The organism is Klebsiella sp. GL120222-02 (assembly GCF_003097195.1).
Classification (GTDB): Bacteria; Pseudomonadota; Gammaproteobacteria; order Enterobacterales; family Enterobacteriaceae; genus Klebsiella; species Klebsiella variicola.
The window spans coordinates 21,812-45,670 of sequence record NZ_QEQO01000007.1 but is presented as its reverse complement, the minus strand read 5'-3'; the positions used below and the strand labels follow the sequence as shown (position 1 = coordinate 45,670).

The window sequence follows — 23,859 nt, the reverse complement described above, 5'->3', positions numbered from 1 at the left end:
TAACCGACAGCCTACTCCTCTCCCGCCAGCCGCTGATACTGCCTGAAACGGGCCCGGGCATCGTCCTCCGTTTGCCGGAACAGCGCGTCCGCCAGATCCGGCGTGGTTTTATGCAGCGCGGCATAGCGCACCTCGCCGAGCAAAAAGTCGCGGAAACTCTCTTCCGGCTCTTCGGAGTCCAGTATAAACGGCGTTTTGCCCTCGGCTTCCCGCTGCGGATGATAGCGCCACAGGTGCCAGTATCCCGCCTCCACCGCCCGCTTCGCCTCGCGCTGACTGCAGCGCATCCCGGCTTTCAGGCCGTGGTTGATACAGGCGGCATAGGCGATCACCAGCGACGGTCCCGGCCAGGCCTCGGCCTCGGCGATGGCCCGCAGGGTCTGATCTTTATCGGCGCCCATGGCGATCTGGGCAACGTAAACATTGCCGTAGCTCATCGCCATCATGCCGAGATCTTTTTTACGCGTGCGTTTCCCCTGAGCGGCAAATTTGGCGATCGCCGCCACCGGGGTCGATTTGGACGACTGGCCGCCGGTGTTGGAGTAGACCTCGGTATCAAACACCAGAATATTGACGTCTTCCCCACTGGCCAGCACATGATCGAGGCCGCCGAAGCCGATATCGTAGGCCCAGCCGTCGCCGCCGAAGATCCACTGCGAACGCCGGACGAAATAGTCGCGGTTCTGCCAGAGCTGCTCCAGCAGCGGGACGCCCTCTTTTTCCGCCGCCAGTAACGCACTGAGGCGGTCCGCGCGCTCGCGGGTCCCCTCCCCCTCATCCTGCTGCGCCAGCCACTGCCGCATCGCGGCGTGAAGCGCGTCGCTGACTGGCAGCGCCAGCGCGGCGGTCAGCTCCTCGGCGATCTGTTGGCGGATCGCCTGGCCGCCAAGCATCATGCCGAGACCGAACTCGGCGTTATCCTCAAACAGCGAGTTTGCCCAGGCCGGCCCGTGGCCGCGATGGTTGGTGGTATAGGGCATCGAAGGCGCGCTGGCGCCCCAGATCGAAGAGCAGCCGGTGGCGTTGGCGATCAGCATCCGGTCGCCAAACAGCTGGGTGATAAGCCGGGCATAGGGCGTTTCTCCGCAACCCGCGCAGGCGCCGGAAAACTCCAGCAGCGGCGTTTCGAACTGGCTGCCTTTGACCGTCGTTTTGCGAAACGGGTTATCTTTTGGCGCCAGTCCCAGGGCGTAATCCCAGACCGGAGCCATCGCACGCTGGCTGTCGAGGGAGACCATCTGCAGCGCCTTGCCGCGCGACGGGCAGCTCTCCACGCAGTTGCCGCAGCCTGAGCAGTCCAGCGGCGAGATGGCCAGATGATAGTGATAGTCTTTGGCCCCCTGGGCGGGTTTACTCAGCAGCCCGGCGGGAGCCGTGTCCTGCTCTTCAGCGCTCAGTAACGCCGGGCGGATCGCCGCATGCGGGCAGACAAAGGCGCACTGGTTACACTGGGTACAGCCGTCAGGCTGCCAGACCGGCACCTCCAGCGCGATGCCGCGCTTCTCCCAGGCGGCGGTGCCGGAGGGAAAGGTGCCGTCTTCCATCCCGGCGAAGGCGCTCACCGGCAACAGGTCGCCACGCTGGCGGTTCATGGGCTGCAGGATATCGCGGATGAAGTCCGGCATCAGGGCGCTCGCCTGCGGTGCCGGCGCCTCGAGGGTCGCCCAGTGGGCGGGTACCGTCACCCGGTGCAGCGCCGCCATCCCCAGCTCGATAGCCCGCTGGTTCATCTCAATGACGCTCGCCCCTTTGCTGCCATAGCTTTTCTCCACCGCCTGCTTGAGATAGTCCGCCGCCGTTTGCGGATCGATAATCGCCGTCAGCTTAAAGAACGCCGCCTGCATCAGCATGTTAAAGCGCCCGCCGAGGCCCAGCTCGCGGGCAATGTCCACCGCATTAAGGGTATAAAAGTCGATCTTTTCCTGCGCCAGATAGCGCCGGACGCTGACCGGCAGGTGCTGCTCCAGCTCTGCCTCGGACCAGCTGCAGTTGAGCAGAAAGGTGCCTCCCGGCTTCAGCCCCTCCAGCAGGTCGTAGCGGTCGACATAGGATTGCTGAGAGCAGGCGATAAAATCGGCCCGGTGGATCAGGTAGGGCGAGGTGATCGGCCGGTCGCCAAAGCGCAGGTGCGAAACGGTGATCCCCCCGGACTTTTTCGAGTCGTAGGAAAAGTAGGCCTGGGCGTAGAGTGGCGTGTTATCGCCGATGATCTTGATGGCGCTTTTGTTCGCCCCGACGGTGCCGTCCGAGCCCATCCCCCAGAATTTACAGGCGGTGATCCCGGCATGGGAGACCGCCAGCGGTTCCTGCCGGGCGGGCAGCGAGGTAAAAGTGACATCATCGACAATACCCAGGGTAAAGCCGTCCTTCGGCTGCGGCTGCCTGAGGTTGTCAAACACCGCGGCGATATCGTTGGGCAGCACGTCCTTACCGCCGAGCGCGTAGCGTCCGCCGACGATCAGCGGCGCATCGTCGCGTTGATAGAAGGCGTTCTTGACGTCGAGGCACAGCGGTTCCGCCTGCGCCCCCGGCTCTTTGGTGCGGTCAAGGACGGCAATACGCTGCACGCTGGCGGGCAGTTGCGCGAAAAAGTGCGCCAGCGAGAACGGCCGATAGAGATGGACGCTGAGCAGCCCCACCTTCTCCCCCGCCGCATTCAGCGTCTCCACCACCTCCTGGACGGTGTCGCACACTGAGCCCATGGCGATAATCACCCGCTCGGCATCCGGCGCGCCGTGGTAATTAAACAGGTGATATTCCCGCCCGGTCAGCGCAGTGATCTTCGCCATATAGCTTTCCACCAGATCGGGCAGTGCGAGGTAGAAGCGGTTACCGGCCTCCCGCTCCTGGAAGTAGATATCCGGATTTTGCGCGGTGCCGCGGATCACCGGATGATCCGGGTGCAGCGCCTGCCGACGAAAGCGCTCCAGCGCCGGGCGGTCCAGCAGCGTCGCCAGTTGCTCATACGCCAGCACCTCAATCTTCTGTATTTCGTGCGAGGTGCGAAAGCCGTCGAAAAAGTTGATAAACGGGATCCGCCCGGCGATCGCCGCCAGGTGCGCCACCGCCGACAGGTCCATCACCTGCTGAACGTTATTCTCTACCAGCATGGCGCAGCCGGTCTGGCGTACCGCCATCACGTCCTGGTGATCGCCAAAAATATTCAGCGAATTGGTCGCCAGCGCCCGCGCGCTGACGTGAAAAACACCCGGCAGCAGTTCACCGGCAATTTTGTACAAATTGGGGATCATCAGCAGCAGCCCCTGCGACGCGGTGTAGGTGGTGGTGAGCGCTCCCGCCTGCAGCGCGCCGTGCACCGCCCCGGCGGCACCGGCTTCGGATTGCATTTCCATCAGGCGCACCGGCTGGCCAAACAGATTCTTTTTCCCCTTAGCGGCCCATTCATCGACATTTTCCGCCATCGGCGTGGAGGGGGTGATGGGGTAGATGGCCGCCACGTCGGTAAAGGCGTAGGAGATCCAGGCCGCCGCCGTGTTGCCATCCATTGTTTTCATGTTTCCGGACATCGTTCAATCCTCAAAGGTGAGCGTTCTCTTTACCGCGGCAGCCCGCGGCAAACCCTGTCACCTCTCCAAGCACAGCCTGTGCCAGCTCGCGAATTGCCGCCTGTCACTCATCAATTCAACAGGTTAAGGGAAGAAACGCACAGGCCCGTCCGGCGGGATTGCGGGGAATAAGACACTGTGCGCGACAAGCTGTTGAACAGGTGACAAAGCGCCGCGCCGGGCCCGTGGCGGGAAATTGTTCTGTTTCGCACATTTGGTAGCGTTATTGTGCCGTTTGCTCAGCCTCCCGGCGCGGCCGTTTTACAAAAAACACTTATTGATCAAATAACTGAGCAAAAATTCGCAGCTGGTACGTTCCCTGCACTTCTCTGCTGGCAAACACTCAACAACAGGAGAAGTCACCATGACCATGCGTCAATGCGCTATCTACGGTAAAGGCGGTATCGGTAAATCCACCACCACCCAGAATCTCGTCGCGGCCCTCGCCGAGATGGGTAAGAAAGTGATGATCGTCGGCTGCGATCCGAAAGCGGACTCCACCCGTCTGATCCTTCACGCTAAAGCCCAGAACACCATCATGGAGATGGCGGCGGAAGTGGGCTCGGTCGAGGATCTGGAGCTCGAAGACGTTCTGCAAATCGGCTATGGCGATGTCCGTTGCGCCGAATCCGGCGGCCCGGAGCCAGGCGTCGGCTGCGCCGGACGCGGGGTGATCACCGCCATCAACTTCCTCGAGGAAGAAGGCGCCTATGAAGAAGATTTGGATTTCGTCTTCTATGACGTCCTCGGCGACGTGGTCTGCGGCGGCTTCGCTATGCCGATCCGCGAAAACAAAGCCCAGGAGATCTACATCGTCTGCTCCGGCGAGATGATGGCGATGTATGCCGCCAACAATATCTCCAAAGGGATCGTGAAGTACGCCAAATCCGGCAAGGTGCGCCTCGGCGGCCTGATCTGTAACTCGCGCAAAACCGACCGGGAAGACGAACTGATCATCGCCCTGGCGGAGAAGCTTGGCACGCAGATGATCCACTTCGTTCCCCGCGACAACATTGTGCAGCGCGCGGAGATCCGCCGGATGACGGTGATCGAGTACGACCCGACCTGTCAGCAGGCGAATGAATATCGTCAACTGGCGCAGAAGATCGTCAATAACACCAAAAAAGTGGTGCCAACGCCGTGCACCATGGACGAGCTGGAATCGCTGCTGATGGAGTTCGGCATCATGGAAGAAGAAGACACCAGCATCATTGGTAAAACCGCCGCTGAAGAAAACGCGGCCTGAGCACAGGATCCTCACCATGACCAACGCAACAGGCGAACGTAACCTTGCGCTCATCCAGGAAGTCCTGGAGGTGTTTCCCGAAACCGCGCGCAAAGAGCGCAGAAAGCACATGATGATCAGCGATCCGCAGATGGAGAGCGTCGGCAAGTGCATTATCTCGAACCGTAAATCGCAGCCCGGGGTGATGACCGTGCGTGGCTGCGCCTATGCGGGCTCGAAAGGGGTGGTGTTTGGGCCAATCAAAGACATGGCCCATATCTCGCACGGCCCCATCGGCTGCGGCCAGTACTCGCGCGCCGGACGGCGCAACTACTATACCGGCGTCAGCGGTGTCGACAGCTTCGGCACCCTGAACTTCACCTCTGATTTTCAGGAGCGCGATATTGTTTTCGGCGGCGATAAAAAGCTGACCAAACTGATCGAAGAGATGGAGCTGCTGTTCCCGCTGACCAAAGGGATCACCATCCAGTCGGAGTGCCCGGTGGGCCTGATCGGCGATGACATCAGCGCCGTGGCCAACGCCAGCAGCAAGGCGCTGGATAAACCGGTGATCCCGGTGCGCTGCGAAGGCTTTCGCGGCGTATCGCAATCGCTGGGCCACCATATCGCCAACGACGTGGTGCGCGACTGGGTGCTGAACAATCGCGAAGGGCAGCCGTTTGCCAGCACCCCGTATGATGTTGCCATCATTGGCGATTACAACATCGGCGGCGACGCCTGGGCCTCGCGCATTCTGCTGGAAGAGATGGGGCTGCGCGTAGTGGCGCAGTGGTCCGGCGACGGCACCCTGGTGGAGATGGAGAACACCCCATTCGTTAAGCTTAACCTCGTCCACTGCTACCGTTCGATGAACTATATCGCCCGCCATATGGAGGAGAAACATCAGATCCCGTGGATGGAATATAACTTCTTCGGCCCGACCAAAATCGCCGAATCGCTGCGCAAGATCGCCGATCAATTTGATGACACCATTCGCGCCAATGCGGAAGCGGTGATCGCCAAATATGAGGGGCAGATGGCGGCCATCATCGCCAAATATCGCCCGCGGCTGGAGGGGCGCAAAGTGCTGCTGTATATGGGGGGGCTGCGGCCGCGCCACGTCATCGGCGCCTATGAGGATCTCGGGATGGAGATCATCGCCGCCGGCTACGAGTTTGCCCATAACGATGATTACGACCGCACCCTGCCGGACCTGAAAGAGGGCACCCTGCTGTTTGACGATGCCAGCAGCTATGAGCTGGAGGCCTTCGTCAAAGCGCTGAAACCTGACCTCATCGGCTCCGGGATCAAAGAGAAATATATTTTCCAGAAAATGGGGGTGCCGTTCCGCCAGATGCACTCCTGGGACTATTCCGGCCCCTATCACGGCTATGACGGCTTCGCCATCTTTGCCCGCGATATGGATATGACCCTGAACAATCCGGCGTGGAACGAACTGACTGCCCCGTGGCTGAAGTCTGCGTGATTGCCCCTTCACTGTCCCGTCAGTCCACCGATTTGTGGCGCGGGAGGAGAACACCATGAGCCAAACGATCGATAAAATTCACAGCTGTTATCCGCTGTTTGAACAGGATGAATACCAGACCCTGTTCCAGAATAAAAAGACCCTTGAAGAGGCGCACGACGCACAGCGTGTACAGGAGGTTTTTGCCTGGACCACCACCGCCGAGTATGAAGCGCTGAACTTCCAGCGCGAGGCGCTGACCGTCGACCCGGCAAAAGCCTGCCAGCCGCTCGGCGCCGTACTCTGCGCGCTGGGGTTCGCCGGCACCCTGCCCTACGTGCACGGCTCCCAGGGCTGCGTCGCCTATTTTCGCACCTACTTTAACCGCCATTTTAAAGAGCCGGTCGCCTGCGTCTCCGACTCCATGACCGAGGACGCGGCGGTGTTCGGCGGCAACAACAACATGAATCTGGGCCTGCAGAATGCCAGCGCGCTGTATAAACCCGAGATTATCGCCGTCTCCACCACCTGTATGGCCGAGGTGATCGGCGACGATCTGCAGGCGTTTATCGCCAACGCCAAAAAAGAGGGATTTGTTGACGACCGCATCGCCATTCCTTACGCCCATACCCCCAGCTTTATCGGCAGCCATGTCACCGGCTGGGACAATATGTTCGAAGGGTTCGCGAAGACCTTTACCGCTGACTACGCCGGGCAGCCGGGCAAAATGCAAAAGCTCAATCTGGTGACCGGATTTGAGACCTATCTCGGCAACTTCCGCGTGCTGAAGCGGATGATGGCGCAGATGGATGTCCCGTGCAGCCTGCTCTCCGACCCATCAGAGGTGCTCGACACCCCCGCCGACGGCCATTACCGGATGTACGCCGGCGGCACCAGCCAGCAGGAGATCAAAACCGCGCCGGACGCCATTGACACCCTGCTGCTGCAGCCGTGGCAGCTGGTGAAAAGCAAAAAGGTGGTTCAGGAGATGTGGAACCAGCCCGCCACCGAGGTGGCCGTTCCGCTGGGCCTGGCCGCCACCGACGCGCTGCTGATGACCGTCAGTCAGCTGACCGGCAAACCGATCGCCGACGCTCTGACCCTGGAGCGCGGCCGGCTGGTCGACATGATGCTGGATTCCCACACCTGGCTGCATGGCAAAAAATTCGGCCTCTACGGCGATCCGGATTTCGTGATGGGGCTGACGCGCTTCCTGCTGGAGCTGGGCTGCGAGCCGACGGTGATCCTCAGCCATAACGCCAATAAACGCTGGCAAAAAGCGATGAAGAAAATGCTTGATGCCTCGCCGTACGGTCAGGAAAGCGAAGTGTTCATCAACTGCGACCTGTGGCACTTCCGGTCGCTGATGTTCACCCGTCAGCCGGACTTTATGATCGGTAACTCCTACGGCAAGTTTATCCAGCGCGATACCCTGGCAAAGGGCAAAGCTTTCGAAGTGCCGCTGATCCGTCTGGGCTTTCCGCTGTTCGACCGCCATCATCTGCACCGCCAGACCACCTGGGGCTATGAAGGCGCAATGAACATCGTCACGACGCTGGTGAACGCCGTGCTGGAAAAACTGGACCACGACACCAGCCAGTTGGGCAAAACCGATTACAGCTTCGACCTCGTTCGTTAACCATCAGGCGCCCCGCCGCAGGCGGGGCCAGGAGGGAGTATGCCCATCGTGATTTTCCGTGAGCGCGGCGAGGCGCTGTATGCCTATATCGCCAAACAGGATCTGGAGGCCCGGGTGCTCCAGGTCGAACATGACGAGACGGACCGCTGGGGCGGCGCGATTGCCCTCGAAGGGGGACGTCGCTACTACGTCAATCCGCAGCCGGGGCGACCCGTCTTCCCGATAAGCCTGCGCGCCACCCGCAGCACGCTACTATAAGGAGCTGGAAATGTCCGACAACGATACCCTTTTCTGGCGTCTGCTGGCGCTGTTCCAGACGCTGCCGGAGCTGCAGCCGGTGCAAGTCGTTGACTGGCTGGCGCAGGAGTGCGGCGATACGTTGACCCCGGCACGGTTAACCACCCTGACGCAGCCTCAGCTGGCCGCCAGCTTTCCTTCGGCGACGGCGGTGATGTCCCCGGCCCGCTGGGCGCGGGTCATCGCCTGCCTGCAGGGGGTGCTGCCCGGCCATTTGCGCATCGCCCGCCCCCCTCAGCGAACGCCGCAGCTGCGGGTCGCTTTTTGCTCGCAGGATGGCCTGGCCATCAATGGTCATTTTGGCCAGAGCCGGCTGTTTTTTATCTATGCCTTCGATGACCAGGGCGGCTGGCTGGAGGATTTGCGCCGCTATGCGTCTTCTTCTGCGGCGTCGGACGCCAGCGAGATGCGCGCCAGGCTGCTGGAGGATTGCCATCTGCTGTTTTGTCAGGAGATTGGCGGGCCTGCCGCCGCGAGGTTGATCCGCCATCAGATCCATCCGATGAAAGCGCCGCCGGGCACGACGATTCAGGCTCAGTGCGACGCGGTAAGCGCGATGCTGGCAGGTCGGCTGCCGCCGTGGCTGGCGAAGCGCCTCAACCGGGATAACCCTCTGGAGGAACGTGTTTTTTAATCGTTGTGTTGTGCTTGTTGCCCGCCGACCCCGCGGGCCTTTTTTTGTCCTGGTTATCGCGAACCACTGCCGCACGAAGGCAAAAAAATTCTGTTTAACAGAAGGTTCCGTTCACATTCACTCCTTAGTCATAATTAAACTTCTCAACAGGTGAACGGCATGGGGGGCGTTTCGCTCGCCCCCCATGACCCCCGGCATTGCGCTGAAAATTGCCGCTGCGCGGTACGCTCCACTCCGGCTTCATCTGGCGGGACGGGCGGACTCGACATCCCTGTCTCGACCGCCCTCTGGCCGCCGTCCTGGCGGCCAGCCCTTGATGTGCGCCTGCGTTCTCGCCAATTTTCTTTACGCGCCCCAACCCCCTCGCGGCGAGTCATTCGCCAATATGCGGCAATACTGTCGCGGTAAATCCAGTTATCAGCGCGATAAATCATGCCTTCCCCCTGTTTGATTGTTGCCTTTGTCGCAAAACCCACAACCCTTTTCCCTTAAAAATCAATCTCCCTCTCCCTGGAGCGCGAATTGCATCACCTCTCCGGTCTCCCACCGTCAACGAGGTCACTATGAAGGGAAAGGAAATTCTGGCGCTGCTGGACGAACCCGCCTGCGAGCACAACCAGAAGCAAAAATCCGGCTGCAGCGCCCCTAAGCCCGGCGCTACCGCCGGCGGCTGCGCCTTCGACGGCGCGCAGATAACGCTCCTGCCCATCGCCGACGTCGCGCACCTGGTGCACGGCCCCATCGGCTGCGCGGGCAGCTCGTGGGATAACCGCGGCAGCGTCAGCGCCGGCCCGGCCCTCAACCGGCTCGGCTTTACCACCGATCTTAACGAACAGGATGTGATTATGGGCCGCGGCGAACGCCGCCTGTTCCACGCCGTCCGTCACATCGTCGACCGCTATCATCCGGCGGCGGTCTTTATCTACAACACCTGCGTACCGGCGATGGAGGGGGATGACCTGGAGGCCGTCTGCCAGGCCGCACAGACCGCCACCGGCGTCCCGGTCATCGCCATTGACGCCGCCGGTTTCTACGGCAGTAAAAATCTTGGCAACCGAATGGCAGGCGACGTGATGCTCAGGCAGGTGATTGGCCAGCGCGAACCGGCCCCGTGGCCAGACAACACGCCCTTTGCCCCGGCCCAGCGCCACGATATCGGCCTGATTGGCGAATTCAATATCGCCGGCGAGTTCTGGCAGGTCCAGCCGCTGCTCGACGAGCTGGGGATCCGCGTCCTCGGCAGCCTCTCCGGCGACGGCCGCTTTGCCGAGATCCAGACCCTGCACCGGGCGCAGGCCAATATGCTGGTGTGCTCGCGCGCGCTGATCAACGTCGCCCGGGGGCTGGAGCTGCGCTACGGCACGCCGTGGTTTGAAGGCAGCTTCTACGGGATCCGCGCCACCTCCGACGCCTTGCGCCAGCTGGCGACGCTGCTGGGGGATGACGACCTGCGCCGCCGCACCGAGGCGCTGATCGCCCGCGAAGAGCAGGCGGCGGAGCAGGCGCTGGCGCCGTGGCGCGAGCAGCTCCGTGGGCGCAAAGTGTTGCTCTACACCGGCGGCGTGAAATCCTGGTCGGTGGTATCAGCCCTGCAGGATCTCGGCATGACCGTGGTGGCCACCGGCACGCGGAAATCCACCGAGGAGGACAAACAGCGGATCCGTGAGCTGATGGGCGACGAGGCGGTGATGCTTGAGGAGGGCAATGCCCGCACCCTGCTCGACGTGGTGTACCGCTATCAGGCCGACCTGATGATCGCCGGCGGACGCAATATGTACACCGCCTGGAAAGCCCGGCTGCCGTTTCTCGATATCAATCAGGAGCGCGAGCACGCCTACGCCGGCTATCAGGGCATCATCACCCTCGCCCGCCAGCTCTGTCTGACCCTCGCCAGTCCCGTCTGGCCGCAAACGCATACCCGCGCCCCGTGGCGCTAGGAGAACACCATGGCAGACATTATCCGCAGTGAAAAACCGCTGGCGGTGAGCCCGATTAAAACCGGGCAACCGCTCGGGGCGATCCTCGCCAGCCTCGGGCTGGCCCAGGCCATCCCGCTGGTCCACGGCGCCCAGGGCTGCAGCGCCTTCGCCAAAGTTTTCTTTATTCAGCATTTCCATGACCCGGTGCCGCTGCAGTCGACGGCCATGGATCCGACCGCCACGATCATGGGGGCCGACGGCAATATCTTCACCGCGCTCGACACCCTCTGCCAGCGCCACAGCCCGCAGGCCATCGTGCTGCTCAGCACCGGTCTGGCGGAAGCGCAGGGCAGCGATATCGCCCGGGTGGTGCGCCAGTTTCGTGAGGCGCATCCGCGCCATAACGGCGTGGCGATCCTCACCGTCAATACCCCGGATTTTTTTGGCTCTATGGAAAACGGCTACAGCGCGGTGATCGAGAGCGTGATCGAGCAGTGGGTCGCGCCGACGCCGCGTCCGGGGCAGCGGCCCCGGCGGGTCAACCTGCTGGTCAGCCACCTCTGTTCGCCAGGGGATATCGAATGGCTGGGCCGCTGCGTGGAGGCCTTTGGCCTGCAGCCGGTGATCCTGCCGGACCTCTCGCAGTCAATGGATGGCCACCTCGGTGAAGGGGATTTTACGCCCCTGACCCAGGGCGGCGCCTCGCTGCGCCAGATTGCCCAGATGGGCCAGAGTCTGGGCAGCTTCGCCATTGGCGTGTCGCTCCAGCGGGCGGCATCGCTCCTGACCCAACGCAGCCGCGGCGACGTGATCGCCCTGCCGCATCTGATGACCCTCGACCATTGCGATACCTTTATCCATCAGCTGGCGAAGATGTCCGGACGCCGCGTACCGGCCTGGATTGAGCGCCAGCGCGGCCAGCTGCAGGATGCGATGATCGACTGCCATATGTGGCTTCAGGGCCAGCGCATGGCGATGGCGGCGGAGGGCGACCTGCTGGCGGCGTGGTGTGATTTCGCCCGCAGCCAGGGGATGCAGCCCGGCCCGCTGGTCGCCCCCACCAGCCACCCCAGCCTGCGCCAGCTGCCGGTCGAGCAGGTCGTGCCGGGGGATCTTGAGGATCTGCAGCAGCTGCTGAGCCACCAACCCGCCGATCTGCTGGTGGCTAACTCTCACGCCCGCGATCTGGCGGAGCAGTTTGCCCTGCCGCTGATCCGCGTCGGTTTTCCCCTCTTCGACCGGCTCGGTGAGTTTCGTCGCGTCCGCCAGGGGTACACCGGCATGCGAGATACGCTGTTTGAACTGGCCAATCTGCTGCGCGACCGCCATCACCACACCGCCCTCTACCGCTCGCCGCTTCGCCAGGGCGCCGACCCCCTGCCGGCTTCAGGAGACGCTTATGCCGCCCATTAATCGTCAGTTTGATATGGTCCACGCCGACGAGTGGTCGATGAAAGTCGCCTTCGCCAGCTCCGATTACCGCCACGTCGATCAGCATTTCGGCGCCACGCCGCGGCTGGTGGTCTACGGCGTCAAAGCCGACCGGGTCACCCTGCTGCGGGTGGTGGAGTTCCCGGTCGCCAGCGGTCACCAGACCGAGAAGATAGCCGAGCGCATCCACGCCCTTGAGGATTGCGTCACCCTGTTCTGTGTGGCGATTGGCGAGGCGGTTTTTCGCCAGCTGCTGCAGGTGGGCGTCCGCGCCGAACGCGTCCCTGACCAGACCACCATCCTCGGCTTGCTGCAGGAGATCCAACTCTCCTGGTATGAAAAAGCGCAGCGCCGCAGCGCGCGGCAACGCGATCCGCAGCGCTTTAACCGCCTGCTGGAGGAGCCGGCGTGGCGGGAGGAGCCCGACCCGCTCCCCTGATCCTGTCGTTTATGTGACAAAGCCCACAAAACGCCACAACAGTGTCGGCCCTGTCGGGGGCGCTTAACCCGTCAGGTCATTAACAAATAAGGTTTTTATGCGTTGGTATCGCAATTGCTTGGGGGTCAGTACCACCGCCAGTCTGCGGTGTACCGCGCCCCGGCGTTTTCGTCATCATCCCTGGAGCTGACAGCATGTGGAACTACTCCGAGAAAGTGAAAGACCATTTTTTTCATCCCCGCAACGCGCGCGTGGTCGACAACGCCAACGCGGTGGGCGATGTGGGTTCATTAAGCTGCGGCGATGCGCTGCGCCTGATGCTGCGGGTTGATCCGCAGACCGAGATCATCGAGGAGGCGGGCTTCCAGACCTTCGGCTGCGGCAGCGCCATCGCCTCCTCTTCCGCGCTGACGGAGCTGATTATCGGCCACACCCTGACCGAAGCCGGGCAGATCACCAACCAGCAGATCGCCGACTACCTCGACGGTCTGCCGCCGGAAAAAATGCACTGCTCGGTGATGGGCCAGGAAGCGCTGCGTGCGGCCATCGCCCATTTTCGCGGCGAAAGCCTTGAGGAGGAGCATGAGGAGGGCAAGCTGATCTGTAAGTGCTTCGGCGTCGACGAAGGGCATATTCGCCGGGCCGTGGTGAACAACGGCCTGACCACCCTCGAAGAAGTGATCAACTACACCAAAGCCGGCGGCGGCTGCACCGCCTGCCATGAAAAAATTGAGCTGGCGCTGGCGGCGATCCTCGCCCAACAGCCGCCAGCCCCCCTGCCGGTGGAGACGGCCCACGATGCGCACTGGCAAAGCGTGGTCGATACCATCAACGAACTGCGCCCGCACATTCAGGCCGACGGCGGCGACATGACGTTGCTCAACGTCACCCCGCGTCAGGTGACCGTCAGCCTCTCCGGCAGCTGCAGCGGCTGCATGATGACCGACATGACCCTCGCCTGGCTGCAGCAAAAGCTGATGGAGCGTACCGGAACTTACATGGACGTGGTGGCGGCCCCGGCCGCGGTTAACTAACCCAAGGGGGATACGATGAAACCTGTTTATCTCGATAACAACGCCACCACCCGTCTCGACCCGATGGTTCTCGACGCGATGATGCCCTTTTTAACCGACTTTTACGGCAACCCTTCGTCGATACACGATTTTGGTCTGCCGGCGCAGGCGGCCCTTGAACGGTCGCACCAGCAGGTGGCCGCCCTGCTCGGGGCCGACTACCCCAGCGAGATCATCTTTACCTCCTGCGCCACCGAGGCCACCACCACCGCTATCGCCTCGGCGGTGGCCCTGATGCCGGAGCGGCGCGAAATCATCACCAGCGCGGTCGAACATCCCGCCACCCTGGCGGTGTGCGAACAGCTGGAGCGCCAGGGATACCTGATCCACCGTATCGCCGTGGATCAGCAGGGCGCCCTGGATATGGCGCAATTTCGGGCGGCGCTTAGCCCGCGCGTGGCGCTGGTCAGCATCATGTGGGCCAATAACGAAACAGGCGTCATGTTCCCGGTGCCCGAACTGGCGGAGCTGGCTCATGAGCAGGGCGCGCTGTTTCACTGCGACGCGGTGCAGGTGGTGGGCAAAATCCCGATGACGCTCAGCCAGACGCGGATCGATATGCTCTCCTGCTCGGCGCATAAATTCCACGGCCCCAAAGGGGTGGGCTGCCTCTGGCTGCGGCGGGGAACGCGTTTTCGCCCGCTGCTGCGCGGCGGCCACCAGGCGCATGGCCGGCGGGCCGGTACGGAAAATATCAGCGGCATTGTCGGGATGGGCGCCGCCAGCGAGCTGGCGCAGGTTCATCTGCCGGGCATGGCGCAGATTAGCCAGCTGCGCGATCGTCTTGAACAGCATCTCCAGGCCACTATCCCGGCGGTGACGGTGATGGGCGGCAGCCAGCCGCGGGTGCCCGGCACTCTCAATCTGGCCTTCGAGTGTATCGAGGGCGAGGCAATCCTGCTGCTGATGAATCAGGCCGGGATCGCCGCCTCCAGCGGCAGCGCCTGCACCTCCGGCTCGCTGGAGCCGTCGCACGTCATGCGGGCAATGAATATCCCCTACACTGCGGCCCACGGCACCATCCGCTTCTCCCTCTCACGCTATACCCGGGAAAAAGAGATCGACTACGTCATCGCCACCCTGCCGTCGGTTATCGACCGGCTGCGCGCCCTGTCGCCCTACTGGCGACAGGGTCAGCCGCACCTGCAGGATGGCGCCTTCACGCCGGTCTACGGCTAAGGCGGGGAGACAATGATGGGACGCGTACTGATTAACGACACTACCCTGCGCGATGGTGAACAGAGTCCCGGCGTGGCCTTTCAGGCCAGCGAAAAGATCGCCATCGCCGAGGCGCTGTACGCGGCGGGGATCGAGGCCATGGAGGTCGGCACCCCGGCGATGGGCGAGGAGGAGTGCGCCCGCATCCGGCAGGTGCGCCGTCAGCTCCCGGGCGCCACGCTGATGACCTGGTGCCGGATGCAGGCGGGAGAAATTCGCCAGAGCGCCGACCTGGGCATGGACTGGGTGGATATCTCCATCCCCGCCTCCGACAAGCTGCGGCAGTACAAACTGCGCGAAGGCTTACCGCTGCTGCTGGAGCGGCTGGCGGCCCTGATCCACCTCGCCCACACCCTTGGCCTGAAGGTCTGCATTGGCTGTGAGGACGCCTCGCGAGCCAGCGACGCGACGCTGCAGGACATTGCCCACCTGGCCCGGGAGGCGGGAGCCACCCGTCTGCGCTATGCCGATACCGTCGGTATCCTCGACCCGTTCACCACCGCGGCGCAGATCGCCGCCCTGCGCCGCGTCTGGCCCGGCGAACTCGAGATGCACGCCCATAACGATCTGGGCCTGGCTACCGCCAACACCCTGGCGGCGGTGCGCGCCGGGGCCACCAGCGTGAACACCACCGTGCTGGGCCTGGGCGAACGCGCGGGCAACGCGGCGCTGGAGACCGTGGCGCTCGGACTGGAGCGCTGCCTGGAGGTCAAGACCGGCGTGCGTTTCACCGCCCTGCCGGCGCTGTGCGAACAGGTGGCCCTCGCCACCCGCCGCCCGGTGGATCCCCAGCAGCCGCTGGTGGGTGAGCTGGTCTTTACCCACGAATCCGGCGTGCACGTTGCGGCGCTGCTGCGCGACAGCGAGAGCTATCAGGCGATCGACCCCGCCCTGCTGGGCCGCGGCTATCGGCTGGTGCTGGGCAAACACTCCGGTCGCCAGGCGGTTAACGGCGTCTTCGATCGGATGGGTTATCACCTGACATCAGCGCAAATTGACCAGCTGCTGCCAGCGCTCCGTCGCTTTGCCGAAAACGGCAAACGCAGCCCGCGGGATGATGAGCTGGCGGCAATCTACCACGCGCTCTGCAGCGCCGAAACGCTGCAGGCCAGGGGGTGAGTATGGAGTGGTTTTATCAGATCCCCGGCGTGGGCGACCTGCGCTCCGCCGATGCGTTCTTTCAGTTTTTCGCCGTTCCCTATCAGCCCGAGCGCCTGGCGCACTGCAGCCTGCCGGTGCTGGCCACCTTTCACCGCAAGCTGAAGGCGGAAGTGCCTCTGCTCAACCAGCTGGAGGATAACCCGCGCGCGCACTGGCTGCTGGCGCGCCGACTGCTGGCGGAGAGTTATCAGCAACAGTTCGAGGAGAACACGCCATGAGACCCCGATTTACCTTTAGCGAAGCGGTCCGCGTCGTGCGCGCCATCCGTAACGATGGCACCTATGCGGGCCTGCCGTCCGGCGCCCTGCTGGTGCGCCGGGGCAGCATCGGCTATGTCCGCGACTGGGGAGTATTCTTGCAGGACCAGATCATCTACCAGATCCACTTCCCGGACTGCGACCGGGTGGTCGGCTGTCGCGAACAGGAGCTGATTGCCGGCGATCGGCCCTGGCTGGCCGGCAATCTGCAGTATGGCGATAGCGTAATCTGTCAGACGGCGCTGGCGATGCAGGGCGAGATGGTGGTCAGCGTCGGTCAGTTGGGGCGCATCGAAGCCACCGACCGGGGCGAGCATGGCGACGGCTATATCGTCGACTTCGGCGGCCGCTGGTTCCAGGTCCCGGTAAGCGCGCTGGCGCTGGCAGAGGAGGAAGAATAATGGAGCCCTGGCAACGATTTGGCCGGCAGCGGCTGGCGCAGAGCCGCTGGAACTGCGAGCCGGCGGCCATCGCCGCGGTCGACCGGCAGGCCTTCGAGGCGGCCTGGCAGCGCCAGGCCCAGATGGAGCAGGTTATTGTCGCCCAGATTGCGCCGGAGGCGATCCCCGCCGCGCTGCAGGAGGGCCTCGCCACTTCGCTGGGCGCCTGGCTGGATGAGGGAGGATTTACGCCAGCGGAGCGGGCGGCGATCGTCCTGCACCACGCCCGGCTGGAAACCGCCTTCGCCGGGATTGCCAGCCAGGCGCCGCGGCCGGATCCCGCCACGGTGCAGGCCTGGTATCTGCGGCATCAGGCGCAGTTTATGCGCCCGGAACAGCGCCTGACCCGCCATCTGCTGCTCACCGTCGATGGCGACGACCAGACGGTTTACTCGCGCATACGGGAGCTTCATGGGCAAATCGAAGCCTCCCGCGAGGCGTTTGCGCCGCTGGCCCAGCGACACTCCCACTGCCCGAGCGCGCTGGACGGCGGACTGCTGGGCTGGATCGGCCGGGGGCTGCTCTATCCGCAGCTGGAGGAGGCGCTGTTTGCGCTGGCGGAAAATGCGCTGAGCGCGCCGGTGGCCAGCGAGCTCGGCTGGCATCTGGTCTGGTGTGAGGCCATTCGCCCTGCCGCGCCGATGACGCCTGAGCAGGCGCTGGAAAGCGCCCGCGATTACCTCAGTCAACAGAGCCAGCGCCGCCACCAGCGCCAGTGGCTGGCCGAGATGCTAGCGCGCCAGCCGGGGCTGTGCGGGTAGCCGACAGGCTACCCGCCATCGCCTACAGCAGATGCGGTTTAATCTCCTCAAGCCAGGTCGCCAGCCGCGCGTCGGTCTCGTCGAACTGGTTATCCTGGTCCAGCACCAGTCCGACAAAGCGATCCCCCTCCAGCGCCGATGAGGCGCTGAACTCATATCCCTCGTTCGGCCAGCTGCCGATCATCGTCGCCCCGCGGGCACGCAGGGCGTCGTACAGCGGCCGCAGCCCGCTGGCGAAGTTATCCGGATAGCCACGCTGATCGCCGAGGCCAAACAGCGCCACCGTTTTCCCCTGCAGGCTAACGTCGCCGAGGTTGCGGATAAACTCGGCCCACGACTCGCTCTCGCCCCCGGCCTCAAGGCCCGGCAGCTGGCCGTCGCCCAGCGTCGGCGTCCCCAACAGCAGGGCCGGGTAGGCCAGCAGGTCCGCCAGCGTGGCGCGGTTAATATTGACCGGGGCGGCGGCGGCCTCCCCCAGCTGCTTGTGGATCATTTTCGCGATCTTGCGGGTTTTACCGGTATCGGTACCAAAGAAAATGCCAATGTTCGCCATAGTACGCTCCTGTCGGAATGGTGTTGAAAAAAGGAATGACGACAGAGGTATTGCGAAGGCTGTGCCAGGTTGCCCTGCACCGCGACGGCCCATCCCTGCCCCATCAGGATCGCTTCGCATCACGATGCCGCGCGCCAAAGGCGCACCCGGCGGGGCGAAAGGTAAAAATCCGTGAATTTTCCCCCTGTCGGATCAATGTTTCGCGTGGTCGCTCCGATAAGGGCGCACACTTTGCATGGTTATCCGGGTTCGGCTTACCCCGCCGCGTTTTGCGCACGGTGTCGGACAATTTGTCATAACTGCGACACAGGAGTTTGCGATGACCCTGAATATGATGCTCGATAACGCCGCGCCGGAGGCCATCGCCGGCGCGCTGATTCAACAACATCCGGGGCTGTTTTTTACCATGGTGGAACAGGCCTCGGTGGCCATCTCCCTCACCGATGCCAGCGCCAGGATCATTTACGCCAACCCGGCGTTTTGCCGCCAGACCGGCTATTCGCTGGCGCAATTGTTAAACCAGAACCCGCGCCTGCTTGCCAGCAGCCAGACGCCGCGCGAGATCTATCAAGAGATGTGGCATACCCTGCTCCAGCGTCAGCCCTGGCGCGGTCAGCTGATTAATCAGCGTCGGGACGGCGGCCTGTACCTGGTGGAGATTGACATCACCCCGGTGCTTAGCCCGCAAGGGGAACTGGAGCATTATCTGGCGATGCAGCGGGATATCAGCGTCAGCTACACCCTCGAACAACGGCTGCGCAACCATATGACCCTGATGGAGGCGGTGCTGAATAATATCCCCGCCGCCGTGGTAGTGGTGGACGAGCAGGATCGGGTGGTGATGGACAACCTCGCCTACAAAACCTTCTGCGCTGACTGCGGCGGCCGGGAGCTGCTCACCGAGCTGCAGGTCTCCCCTGGCCGGATGACGCCCGGCGTGGAGGCGATCCTGCCGGTGGCGCTCCGCGGGGCCGCGCGCTGGCTGTCGGTAACCTGCTGGCCGTTGCCCGGCGTCAGTGAAGAGGCCAGCCGCTACTTTATCGACAGCGCGCTGGCGCGGACCCTGGTGGTGATCGCCGACTGTACCCAGCAGCGTCAGCAGCAGGAGCAAGGGCGCCTTGACCGGCTGAAGCAGCAAATGACCGCCGGCAAGCTGCTGGCGGCGATCCGCGAGTCGCTGGACGCCGCGCTGATCCAGCTGAACTGCCCGATTAATATGCTGGCGGCAGCCCGTCGGCTGAACGGCGAGGGAAGCGGGAATGTGGCGCTGGAGGCCGCCTGGCGTGAAGGGGAAGAGGCGATGGCGCGGCTCCAGCGCTGTCGCCCATCGCTGGAACTCGAAAACCCCGCCGTCTGGCCGCTGCAGCCCTTTTTCGACGATCTGTGCGCCCTCTACCGTACCCGCTTCGATCCCGACGGGCTGCAGGTCGACATGGCCTCACCGCATCTGATCGGCTTTGGCCAGCGCACCCCGCTGCTGGCGTGCTTAAGCCTGTGGCTCGACCGCACCCTGGCCCTCGCCGCCGAATTGCCCTCCGTGCCGCTGGCGATGCAGCTCTATGCCGAGGAGAACGACGGCTGGCTGTCGCTGTACCTGACTGACAACGTACCGCTGCTGCAGGTGCGCTACGCCCACTCCCCCGACGCGCTGAACTCGCCGGGCAAAGGCATGGAGCTACGGCTGATCCAGACCCTGGTGGCGCACCATCGCGGGGCCATTGAGCTGGCTTCCCGACCGCAGGGCGGCACCTGCCTGACCCTGCGTTTCCCGCTGTTTAACACCCTGACCGGAGGTGAAGCATGATCCCTGAATCCGACCCGGACACCACCGTCAGACGCTTCGACCTCTCTCAGCAGTTCACCGCCATGCAGCGGATAAGCGTGGTGCTGAGCCGGGCCACCGAGGCCAGCAAAACGTTGCAGGAGGTGCTCAGCGTATTGCACAACGATGCTTTTATGCAGCACGGGATGATCTGCCTGTACGACTGCGAGCAGGAGATCCTCAGTATCGAAGCGCTGCAGCAAACCGGCCAGCAGCCCCTCCCCGGCAGCACGCAGATCCGCTATCGCCCCGGCGAGGGACTGGTGGGGACCGTGCTGGCCCAGGGGCAGTCGCTGGTGCTGCCCCGGGTCGCCGACGATCAGCGTTTTCTCGACCGCCTGAGCCTCTACGATTACGATCTGCCGTTTATCGCCGTACCGTTGATGGGGCCCAACGCCCGGCCAATAGGGGTGCTGGCGGCCCAGCCGATGGCGCGCCAGGAAGAGCGGCTGCCGGCCTGCACCCGTTTTCTCGAAACCGTCGCCAACCTCGTCGCCCAGACCATCCGGCTGATGATCCTTCCGGCCTCACCCGCCCTGTCGAGCCGCCAGCCGCCGAAGGTGGAACGGCCGCCGGCCTGCTCGTCGTCCCGCGGCGTGGGCCTTGACAATATGGTCGGCAAGAGCCCGGCGATGCGCCAGATCGTGGAGGTGATCCGTCAGGTTTCGCGCTGGGACACCACCGTGCTGGTGCGCGGCGAAAGCGGCACCGGGAAAGAGCTGATCGCCAACGCCATCCATCACCATTCGCCACGGGCTGGCGCCGCCTTCGTCAAATTTAACTGCGCGGCGCTGCCGGACACCCTGCTGGAAAGCGAACTGTTCGGCCATGAGAAAGGCGCCTTTACCGGGGCGGTGCGTCAGCGTAAAGGACGTTTTGAGCTGGCGGATGGCGGCACCCTGTTCCTCGATGAGATTGGTGAAAGCAGCGCCTCGTTCCAGGCCAAGCTGCTGCGTATCCTCCAGGAGGGGGAGATGGAGCGGGTCGGCGGCGATGAGACCCTGCGGGTGAATGTCCGCATCATCGCCGCCACCAACCGTCACCTGGAGGAGGAGGTCCGGCTGGGCCATTTCCGCGAGGATCTCTACTATCGTCTGAACGTGATGCCCATCGCCCTGCCCCCGCTGCGCGAGCGTCAGGAGGACATCGCCGAGCTGGCGCACTTCCTGGTGCGCAAAATCGGCCAGCATCAGGGACGCACGCTGCGGATCAGCGAGGGCGCGATCCGCCTGCTGATGGAGTACAGCTGGCCGGGTAACGTTCGCGAACTGGAGAACTGCCTCGAACGATCGGCGGTGATGTCGGAGAGTGGCCTGATCGATCGCGACGTGATCCTCTTCACTCACCAGGATCGTCCCGCCAAAGCCCTGCCTGCCAGCGGGCCAGCAGAAGACAGCTGGCTGGACAACAGCCTGGACGAACGTCAGCGACTGATCGCCGCGCTGGAAAAAGCCGGCTGGGTGCAGGCCAAGGCGGCACGGCTGCTGGGGATGACGCCGCGCCAGGTCGCTTATCGGATCCAGATCATGGATATCACCCTGCCGCGTCTGTAGGCCGCGGTGTCAGGTTCAGGACATTGTCGTCAGTGCGGCAGGAACGCGACAATGTTGTGCCGCAGGGATGCGGGATAACGCTTTATTTTTCAGCCAGATAAAAAATTCGTCACTGGTACGTCGTTTGCAGCAGGAAGGTATCGCCCAACCATGAAGGTACGACCATGACTTCCTGCTCTTCTTTTTCCGGCGGTAACGCCTGTCAGTCGGCGGACGCCAGCGCGTTAGCGCCGCGGGTGGCCGACAAGGTCGCCGCGCACCCCTGCTACTCCCGCAGCGGGCACCACCGTTTCGCCCGGATGCATCTTCCGGTCGCCCCGGCCTGCAATCTGCAGTGCAACTACTGCAACCGTAAATTCGACTGCAGCAATGAGTCCCGTCCCGGGGTGTCATCGACGCTGCTGACCCCCGAGCAGGCGGTGTTGAAAGTGCGCCAGGTGGCCCAGGCCATCCCGCAGCTGTCGGTGGTCGGCATAGCCGGGCCCGGCGATCCGCTGGCCAATATGACCCGCACCTTCCGCACCCTGGAGCTGGTCCGCGACCAGCTTCCGGACCTCAAATTATGCCTGTCAACCAACGGGCTGATGCTGCCCGACGCGGTCGATCGCCTGCTGGAGGTCGGCGTGGATCACGTCACGGTGACCATCAATACCCTGGATGCCGATATCGCCGGGCAAATCTATGCCTGGCTGTGGCTCGACGGCGAACGCTACTGCGGCCGGGAAGCCGGGGAGATCCTGATTGCCCGCCAGCTTGAAGGAGTCCGCAGGCTGACCGCCGCGGGAGTGCTGGTCAAGATAAACTCGGTGCTGATCCCGGGGATCAACGACGGCGGCATGGCTGAGGTCGGCCGTCGTTTGCGGGAAAGCGGCGCGTTTATTCACAATATTATGCCGCTGATTGCCAGACCGGAGCACGGCACGGTCTTTGGTCTCAACGGCCAGCCGGAGCCGGACGCCGGGATGCTCGCCGCGATCCGCAGCCAGTGCGGGGAGGTGATGCCGCAGATGACCCACTGCCACCAGTGCCGTGCCGACGCCATCGGCATGCTGGGCGAAGATCGCAGCCAGCAGTTCACCCGGCTGCCGGACCCGGACAGCCTCCCCGACTGGCTGCCCATCCTCCACCAGCGCGCCGAACTTCATGCCAGCCTCGCCACGCAGGGGGAGTCGGACGCGGATGACGCCTGTCTGGTGGCCGTGGCCTCCCGCCACGGCGAGGTCATTGACTGTCATTTTGGCCATGCCGACCGCTTCTCGATCTACAGCCTGTCGGCCGCCGGTATGGTGCTGGTGGGCGAGCGCTTTACACCGAAATATTGCCGCGGCGAAGAGGAGTGTGAGCCACAGGAGAACGAGGCCAGACTGGCGGCGCTGCTGGCGCTGCTAGCCGACGTAAAAGCGGTGTTCTGCGTGCGTATCGGCCATACGCCATGGCAGCAGCTGGAATTGCAGGGCATTGAGCCGCAGGTGGACGGCGCGTGGCGTTCGGTCGCCGAGGTGCTGCCTGCCTGGTGGCAGCGGCGGCGCCAGAGCCTGGCGGCATCGCGTCTGCGTCAGGGGGTCGCCTGATGGCGCCGGTCGACTGGTTGACCCGCCTGTGGCGATTGTATCACGCCGGAAAAGGCTGCTTTCCGCTGCGGATGGGGCTGACTCCCGGAGCGTGGCGGGCGCTGCAACAGCGGCTGGGCGAGGTGGCGACGCCGCTGGACAGCGCGACGCTGAGCCGCCGTCGGCTGATGACCGAGCTGAATGCTACCCGCGACGAAGAGCGTCGGCAGCTGGGGCAGTGGCTGACGGAGTGGATGGCGCCGGGGGCTGAACCGATGGCGCAGATCGTTGCCGAGGTGGCGCTGGCGTTTAACCATCTGTGGGAGGATCTGGGACTCGATTCGCGGGCGGAACTGGGCCGGCTGATGAGCGACTGCTTTCCGCAGCTGGTGGTGCAGAACGTCCACCATATGCGCTGGAAAAAGTTCTTTTACCGCCAGCGCTGCCTGCAGTCGCAGGGGGAGATTGTCTGCCGATCGCCAAGCTGCGACGAGTGCCTGGAGCGCAGCCTCTGCTTCGAACCGCCGCCGCTATAAACAAGCCGCAGCCCCCTGCGGCTGACCCAACCACACTCGCGTTTTAGCGCTTTACGCGGGTTTCTGCCGGGTGGCGCTTCGCTTACCCGGCCTACAAAGACATTTACATATCAAAAAATTACTCAACACCGTAGGCCCGGCAAGCGCCGCGCCGCCGGGCAATATATCAGGCTCCGTGTCCAACATGTTGCCGGGTGGCGGCTACGCCTGACCCGGCCTACAGTTCCAAATCACCACTGGATCAGGGGCCGCTGAAACTGCCGGTGCTGGCGGCCTCAAAATCGCTGAGACGTTCCCGGCAGGCCGGGGCAGCCCGCATG

20 protein-coding genes are annotated in these 23,859 nt (G+C 63.5%); 18 read left to right on the top strand and 2 right to left on the bottom strand.

Features of this window, described 5'->3' with window-relative positions; all coding sequences use genetic code 11:
* Positions 1 to 11: 11 nt before the first annotated feature.
* Entirely contained in the window at positions 12 to 3,527 is a 3,516-nt protein-coding gene (gene nifJ, locus N438_RS19540) for a pyruvate:ferredoxin (flavodoxin) oxidoreductase (RefSeq protein ID WP_039104100.1), read from the bottom strand.
* 403 nt (positions 3,528 to 3,930) lie between these two features.
* Here nifJ and nifH point away from each other — a divergent pair, with 403 nt between their 5' ends.
* The 14 genes from nifH (at position 3,931) to nifM (ending at position 17,525) form a co-directional block, all read left to right on the top strand.
* Positions 3,931 to 4,812, top strand: a complete 882-nt coding sequence (nifH, locus tag N438_RS19535) for a nitrogenase iron protein (protein ID WP_004203553.1) — start codon at positions 3,931 to 3,933, stop codon at positions 4,810 to 4,812.
* A gap of 16 nt (positions 4,813 to 4,828) precedes the next feature.
* Positions 4,829 to 6,277 carry a nitrogenase molybdenum-iron protein alpha chain gene (gene nifD, locus N438_RS19530; protein WP_012541112.1) on the top strand — a complete coding sequence of 483 codons (1,449 nt, stop codon included), beginning with the start codon at positions 4,829 to 4,831 and terminating at the stop codon, positions 6,275 to 6,277.
* Between the two features lie 55 nt (positions 6,278 to 6,332).
* On the top strand, positions 6,333 to 7,895 hold the full coding sequence (gene nifK, locus N438_RS19525; protein ID WP_116696426.1) for a nitrogenase molybdenum-iron protein subunit beta: 1,563 nt from the start codon (positions 6,333 to 6,335) through the stop codon (positions 7,893 to 7,895).
* Positions 7,896 to 7,934: 39 nt separating this feature from the next.
* Positions 7,935 to 8,153: a putative nitrogen fixation protein NifT gene (gene nifT, locus N438_RS19520; RefSeq protein ID WP_004203557.1), complete on the top strand. Its 219-nt coding sequence runs from the start codon at positions 7,935 to 7,937 to the stop codon at positions 8,151 to 8,153.
* A gap of 10 nt (positions 8,154 to 8,163) precedes the next feature.
* Positions 8,164 to 8,826, top strand: coding sequence for a NifB/NifX family molybdenum-iron cluster-binding protein (locus N438_RS19515; RefSeq protein WP_116696425.1), 663 nt, complete (start codon positions 8,164 to 8,166; stop codon positions 8,824 to 8,826).
* A gap of 563 nt (positions 8,827 to 9,389) precedes the next feature.
* Entirely contained in the window at positions 9,390 to 10,763 is a 1,374-nt protein-coding gene (gene nifE / locus N438_RS19510; protein ID WP_046882231.1) for a nitrogenase iron-molybdenum cofactor biosynthesis protein NifE, read from the top strand.
* 9 nt (positions 10,764 to 10,772) lie between these two features.
* Complete coding sequence (gene nifN, locus N438_RS19505; protein ID WP_080895606.1) at positions 10,773 to 12,158, top strand: nitrogenase iron-molybdenum cofactor biosynthesis protein NifN; 1,386 nt, start codon at positions 10,773 to 10,775, stop codon at positions 12,156 to 12,158.
* Complete coding sequence (locus N438_RS19500) at positions 12,145 to 12,615, top strand: NifB/NifX family molybdenum-iron cluster-binding protein (protein ID WP_008804129.1); 471 nt, start codon at positions 12,145 to 12,147, stop codon at positions 12,613 to 12,615. The genes nifN and N438_RS19500 overlap by 14 nt, the downstream gene beginning before the upstream one ends.
* A gap of 194 nt (positions 12,616 to 12,809) precedes the next feature.
* The gene (gene nifU / locus N438_RS19495) at positions 12,810 to 13,649 is read left to right on the top strand and encodes a Fe-S cluster assembly protein NifU (RefSeq protein ID WP_023340488.1); all 840 of its coding nucleotides are present in this window, start codon (positions 12,810 to 12,812) and stop codon (positions 13,647 to 13,649) included.
* A gap of 15 nt (positions 13,650 to 13,664) precedes the next feature.
* Positions 13,665 to 14,867, top strand: a complete 1,203-nt coding sequence (nifS, locus tag N438_RS19490) for a cysteine desulfurase NifS (RefSeq protein WP_046622954.1) — start codon at positions 13,665 to 13,667, stop codon at positions 14,865 to 14,867.
* Between the two features lie 15 nt (positions 14,868 to 14,882).
* Entirely contained in the window at positions 14,883 to 16,025 is a 1,143-nt protein-coding gene (gene nifV / locus N438_RS19485; protein ID WP_032700998.1) for a homocitrate synthase, read from the top strand.
* 2 nt (positions 16,026 to 16,027) lie between these two features.
* Complete coding sequence (locus N438_RS19480) at positions 16,028 to 16,285, top strand: nitrogenase-stabilizing/protective protein NifW (protein ID WP_008804125.1); 258 nt, start codon at positions 16,028 to 16,030, stop codon at positions 16,283 to 16,285.
* Complete coding sequence (locus tag N438_RS19475; RefSeq protein WP_012541106.1) at positions 16,282 to 16,725, top strand: nitrogen fixation protein NifZ; 444 nt, start codon at positions 16,282 to 16,284, stop codon at positions 16,723 to 16,725. Before N438_RS19480 ends, N438_RS19475 begins: the two co-directional genes overlap by 4 nt.
* Positions 16,725 to 17,525 carry a nitrogen fixation protein NifM gene (gene nifM / locus N438_RS19470; RefSeq protein ID WP_012541105.1) on the top strand — a complete coding sequence of 267 codons (801 nt, stop codon included), beginning with the start codon at positions 16,725 to 16,727 and terminating at the stop codon, positions 17,523 to 17,525. The genes N438_RS19475 and nifM overlap by 1 nt, the downstream gene beginning before the upstream one ends.
* Positions 17,526 to 17,547: 22 nt before the next feature.
* Here nifM and N438_RS19465 read toward each other — a convergent pair whose 3' ends face one another.
* The gene (locus N438_RS19465) at positions 17,548 to 18,078 is read right to left on the bottom strand and encodes a flavodoxin (protein WP_008804122.1); all 531 of its coding nucleotides are present in this window, start codon (positions 18,076 to 18,078) and stop codon (positions 17,548 to 17,550) included.
* A 319-nt stretch (positions 18,079 to 18,397) separates the two neighbouring features.
* On the opposite strand from N438_RS19465, the gene nifL reads away from it, so the two are divergent.
* The 4 genes from nifL to N438_RS19445 all read left to right on the top strand — a co-directional run bounded on the left by nifL (position 18,398) and on the right by N438_RS19445 (position 23,539).
* Positions 18,398 to 19,882: a nitrogen fixation negative regulator NifL gene (gene nifL / locus N438_RS19460; RefSeq protein WP_008804121.1), complete on the top strand. Its 1,485-nt coding sequence runs from the start codon at positions 18,398 to 18,400 to the stop codon at positions 19,880 to 19,882.
* Positions 19,879 to 21,453: a nif-specific transcriptional activator NifA gene (gene nifA, locus N438_RS19455; protein WP_064176174.1), complete on the top strand. Its 1,575-nt coding sequence runs from the start codon at positions 19,879 to 19,881 to the stop codon at positions 21,451 to 21,453. The genes nifL and nifA overlap by 4 nt, the downstream gene beginning before the upstream one ends.
* A gap of 164 nt (positions 21,454 to 21,617) precedes the next feature.
* Positions 21,618 to 23,024, top strand: coding sequence for a nitrogenase cofactor biosynthesis protein NifB (nifB, locus tag N438_RS19450; RefSeq protein ID WP_042948757.1), 1,407 nt, complete (start codon positions 21,618 to 21,620; stop codon positions 23,022 to 23,024).
* Entirely contained in the window at positions 23,024 to 23,539 is a 516-nt protein-coding gene (locus N438_RS19445; protein WP_064142099.1) for a nitrogen fixation protein NifQ, read from the top strand. The genes nifB and N438_RS19445 overlap by 1 nt, the downstream gene beginning before the upstream one ends.
* Positions 23,540 to 23,859: the final 320 nt, after the last annotated feature.

What these genes read in the sequence shown, in the direction of transcription:
- nifJ (WP_039104100.1), bottom strand. Translation starts at nt 3,527, where the DNA reads ATGTCCGGAAACATGAAAACAATGGATGGCAACACGGCGGCGGCCTGG.
- nifH (WP_004203553.1), top strand. Translation starts at nt 3,931, where the DNA reads ATGACCATGCGTCAATGCGCTATCTACGGTAAAGGCGGTATCGGTAAA.
- nifD (WP_012541112.1), top strand. Translation starts at nt 4,829, where the DNA reads ATGACCAACGCAACAGGCGAACGTAACCTTGCGCTCATCCAGGAAGTC.
- nifK (WP_116696426.1), top strand. Translation starts at nt 6,333, where the DNA reads ATGAGCCAAACGATCGATAAAATTCACAGCTGTTATCCGCTGTTTGAA.
- nifT (WP_004203557.1), top strand. Translation starts at nt 7,935, where the DNA reads ATGCCCATCGTGATTTTCCGTGAGCGCGGCGAGGCGCTGTATGCCTAT.
- N438_RS19515 (WP_116696425.1), top strand. Translation starts at nt 8,164, where the DNA reads ATGTCCGACAACGATACCCTTTTCTGGCGTCTGCTGGCGCTGTTCCAG.
- nifE (WP_046882231.1), top strand. Translation starts at nt 9,390, where the DNA reads ATGAAGGGAAAGGAAATTCTGGCGCTGCTGGACGAACCCGCCTGCGAG.
- nifN (WP_080895606.1), top strand. Translation starts at nt 10,773, where the DNA reads ATGGCAGACATTATCCGCAGTGAAAAACCGCTGGCGGTGAGCCCGATT.
- N438_RS19500 (WP_008804129.1), top strand. Translation starts at nt 12,145, where the DNA reads ATGCCGCCCATTAATCGTCAGTTTGATATGGTCCACGCCGACGAGTGG.
- nifU (WP_023340488.1), top strand. Translation starts at nt 12,810, where the DNA reads ATGTGGAACTACTCCGAGAAAGTGAAAGACCATTTTTTTCATCCCCGC.
- nifS (WP_046622954.1), top strand. Translation starts at nt 13,665, where the DNA reads ATGAAACCTGTTTATCTCGATAACAACGCCACCACCCGTCTCGACCCG.
- nifV (WP_032700998.1), top strand. Translation starts at nt 14,883, where the DNA reads ATGGGACGCGTACTGATTAACGACACTACCCTGCGCGATGGTGAACAG.
- N438_RS19480 (WP_008804125.1), top strand. Translation starts at nt 16,028, where the DNA reads ATGGAGTGGTTTTATCAGATCCCCGGCGTGGGCGACCTGCGCTCCGCC.
- N438_RS19475 (WP_012541106.1), top strand. Translation starts at nt 16,282, where the DNA reads ATGAGACCCCGATTTACCTTTAGCGAAGCGGTCCGCGTCGTGCGCGCC.
- nifM (WP_012541105.1), top strand. Translation starts at nt 16,725, where the DNA reads ATGGAGCCCTGGCAACGATTTGGCCGGCAGCGGCTGGCGCAGAGCCGC.
- N438_RS19465 (WP_008804122.1), bottom strand. Translation starts at nt 18,078, where the DNA reads ATGGCGAACATTGGCATTTTCTTTGGTACCGATACCGGTAAAACCCGC.
- nifL (WP_008804121.1), top strand. Translation starts at nt 18,398, where the DNA reads ATGACCCTGAATATGATGCTCGATAACGCCGCGCCGGAGGCCATCGCC.
- nifA (WP_064176174.1), top strand. Translation starts at nt 19,879, where the DNA reads ATGATCCCTGAATCCGACCCGGACACCACCGTCAGACGCTTCGACCTC.
- nifB (WP_042948757.1), top strand. Translation starts at nt 21,618, where the DNA reads ATGACTTCCTGCTCTTCTTTTTCCGGCGGTAACGCCTGTCAGTCGGCG.
- N438_RS19445 (WP_064142099.1), top strand. Translation starts at nt 23,024, where the DNA reads ATGGCGCCGGTCGACTGGTTGACCCGCCTGTGGCGATTGTATCACGCC.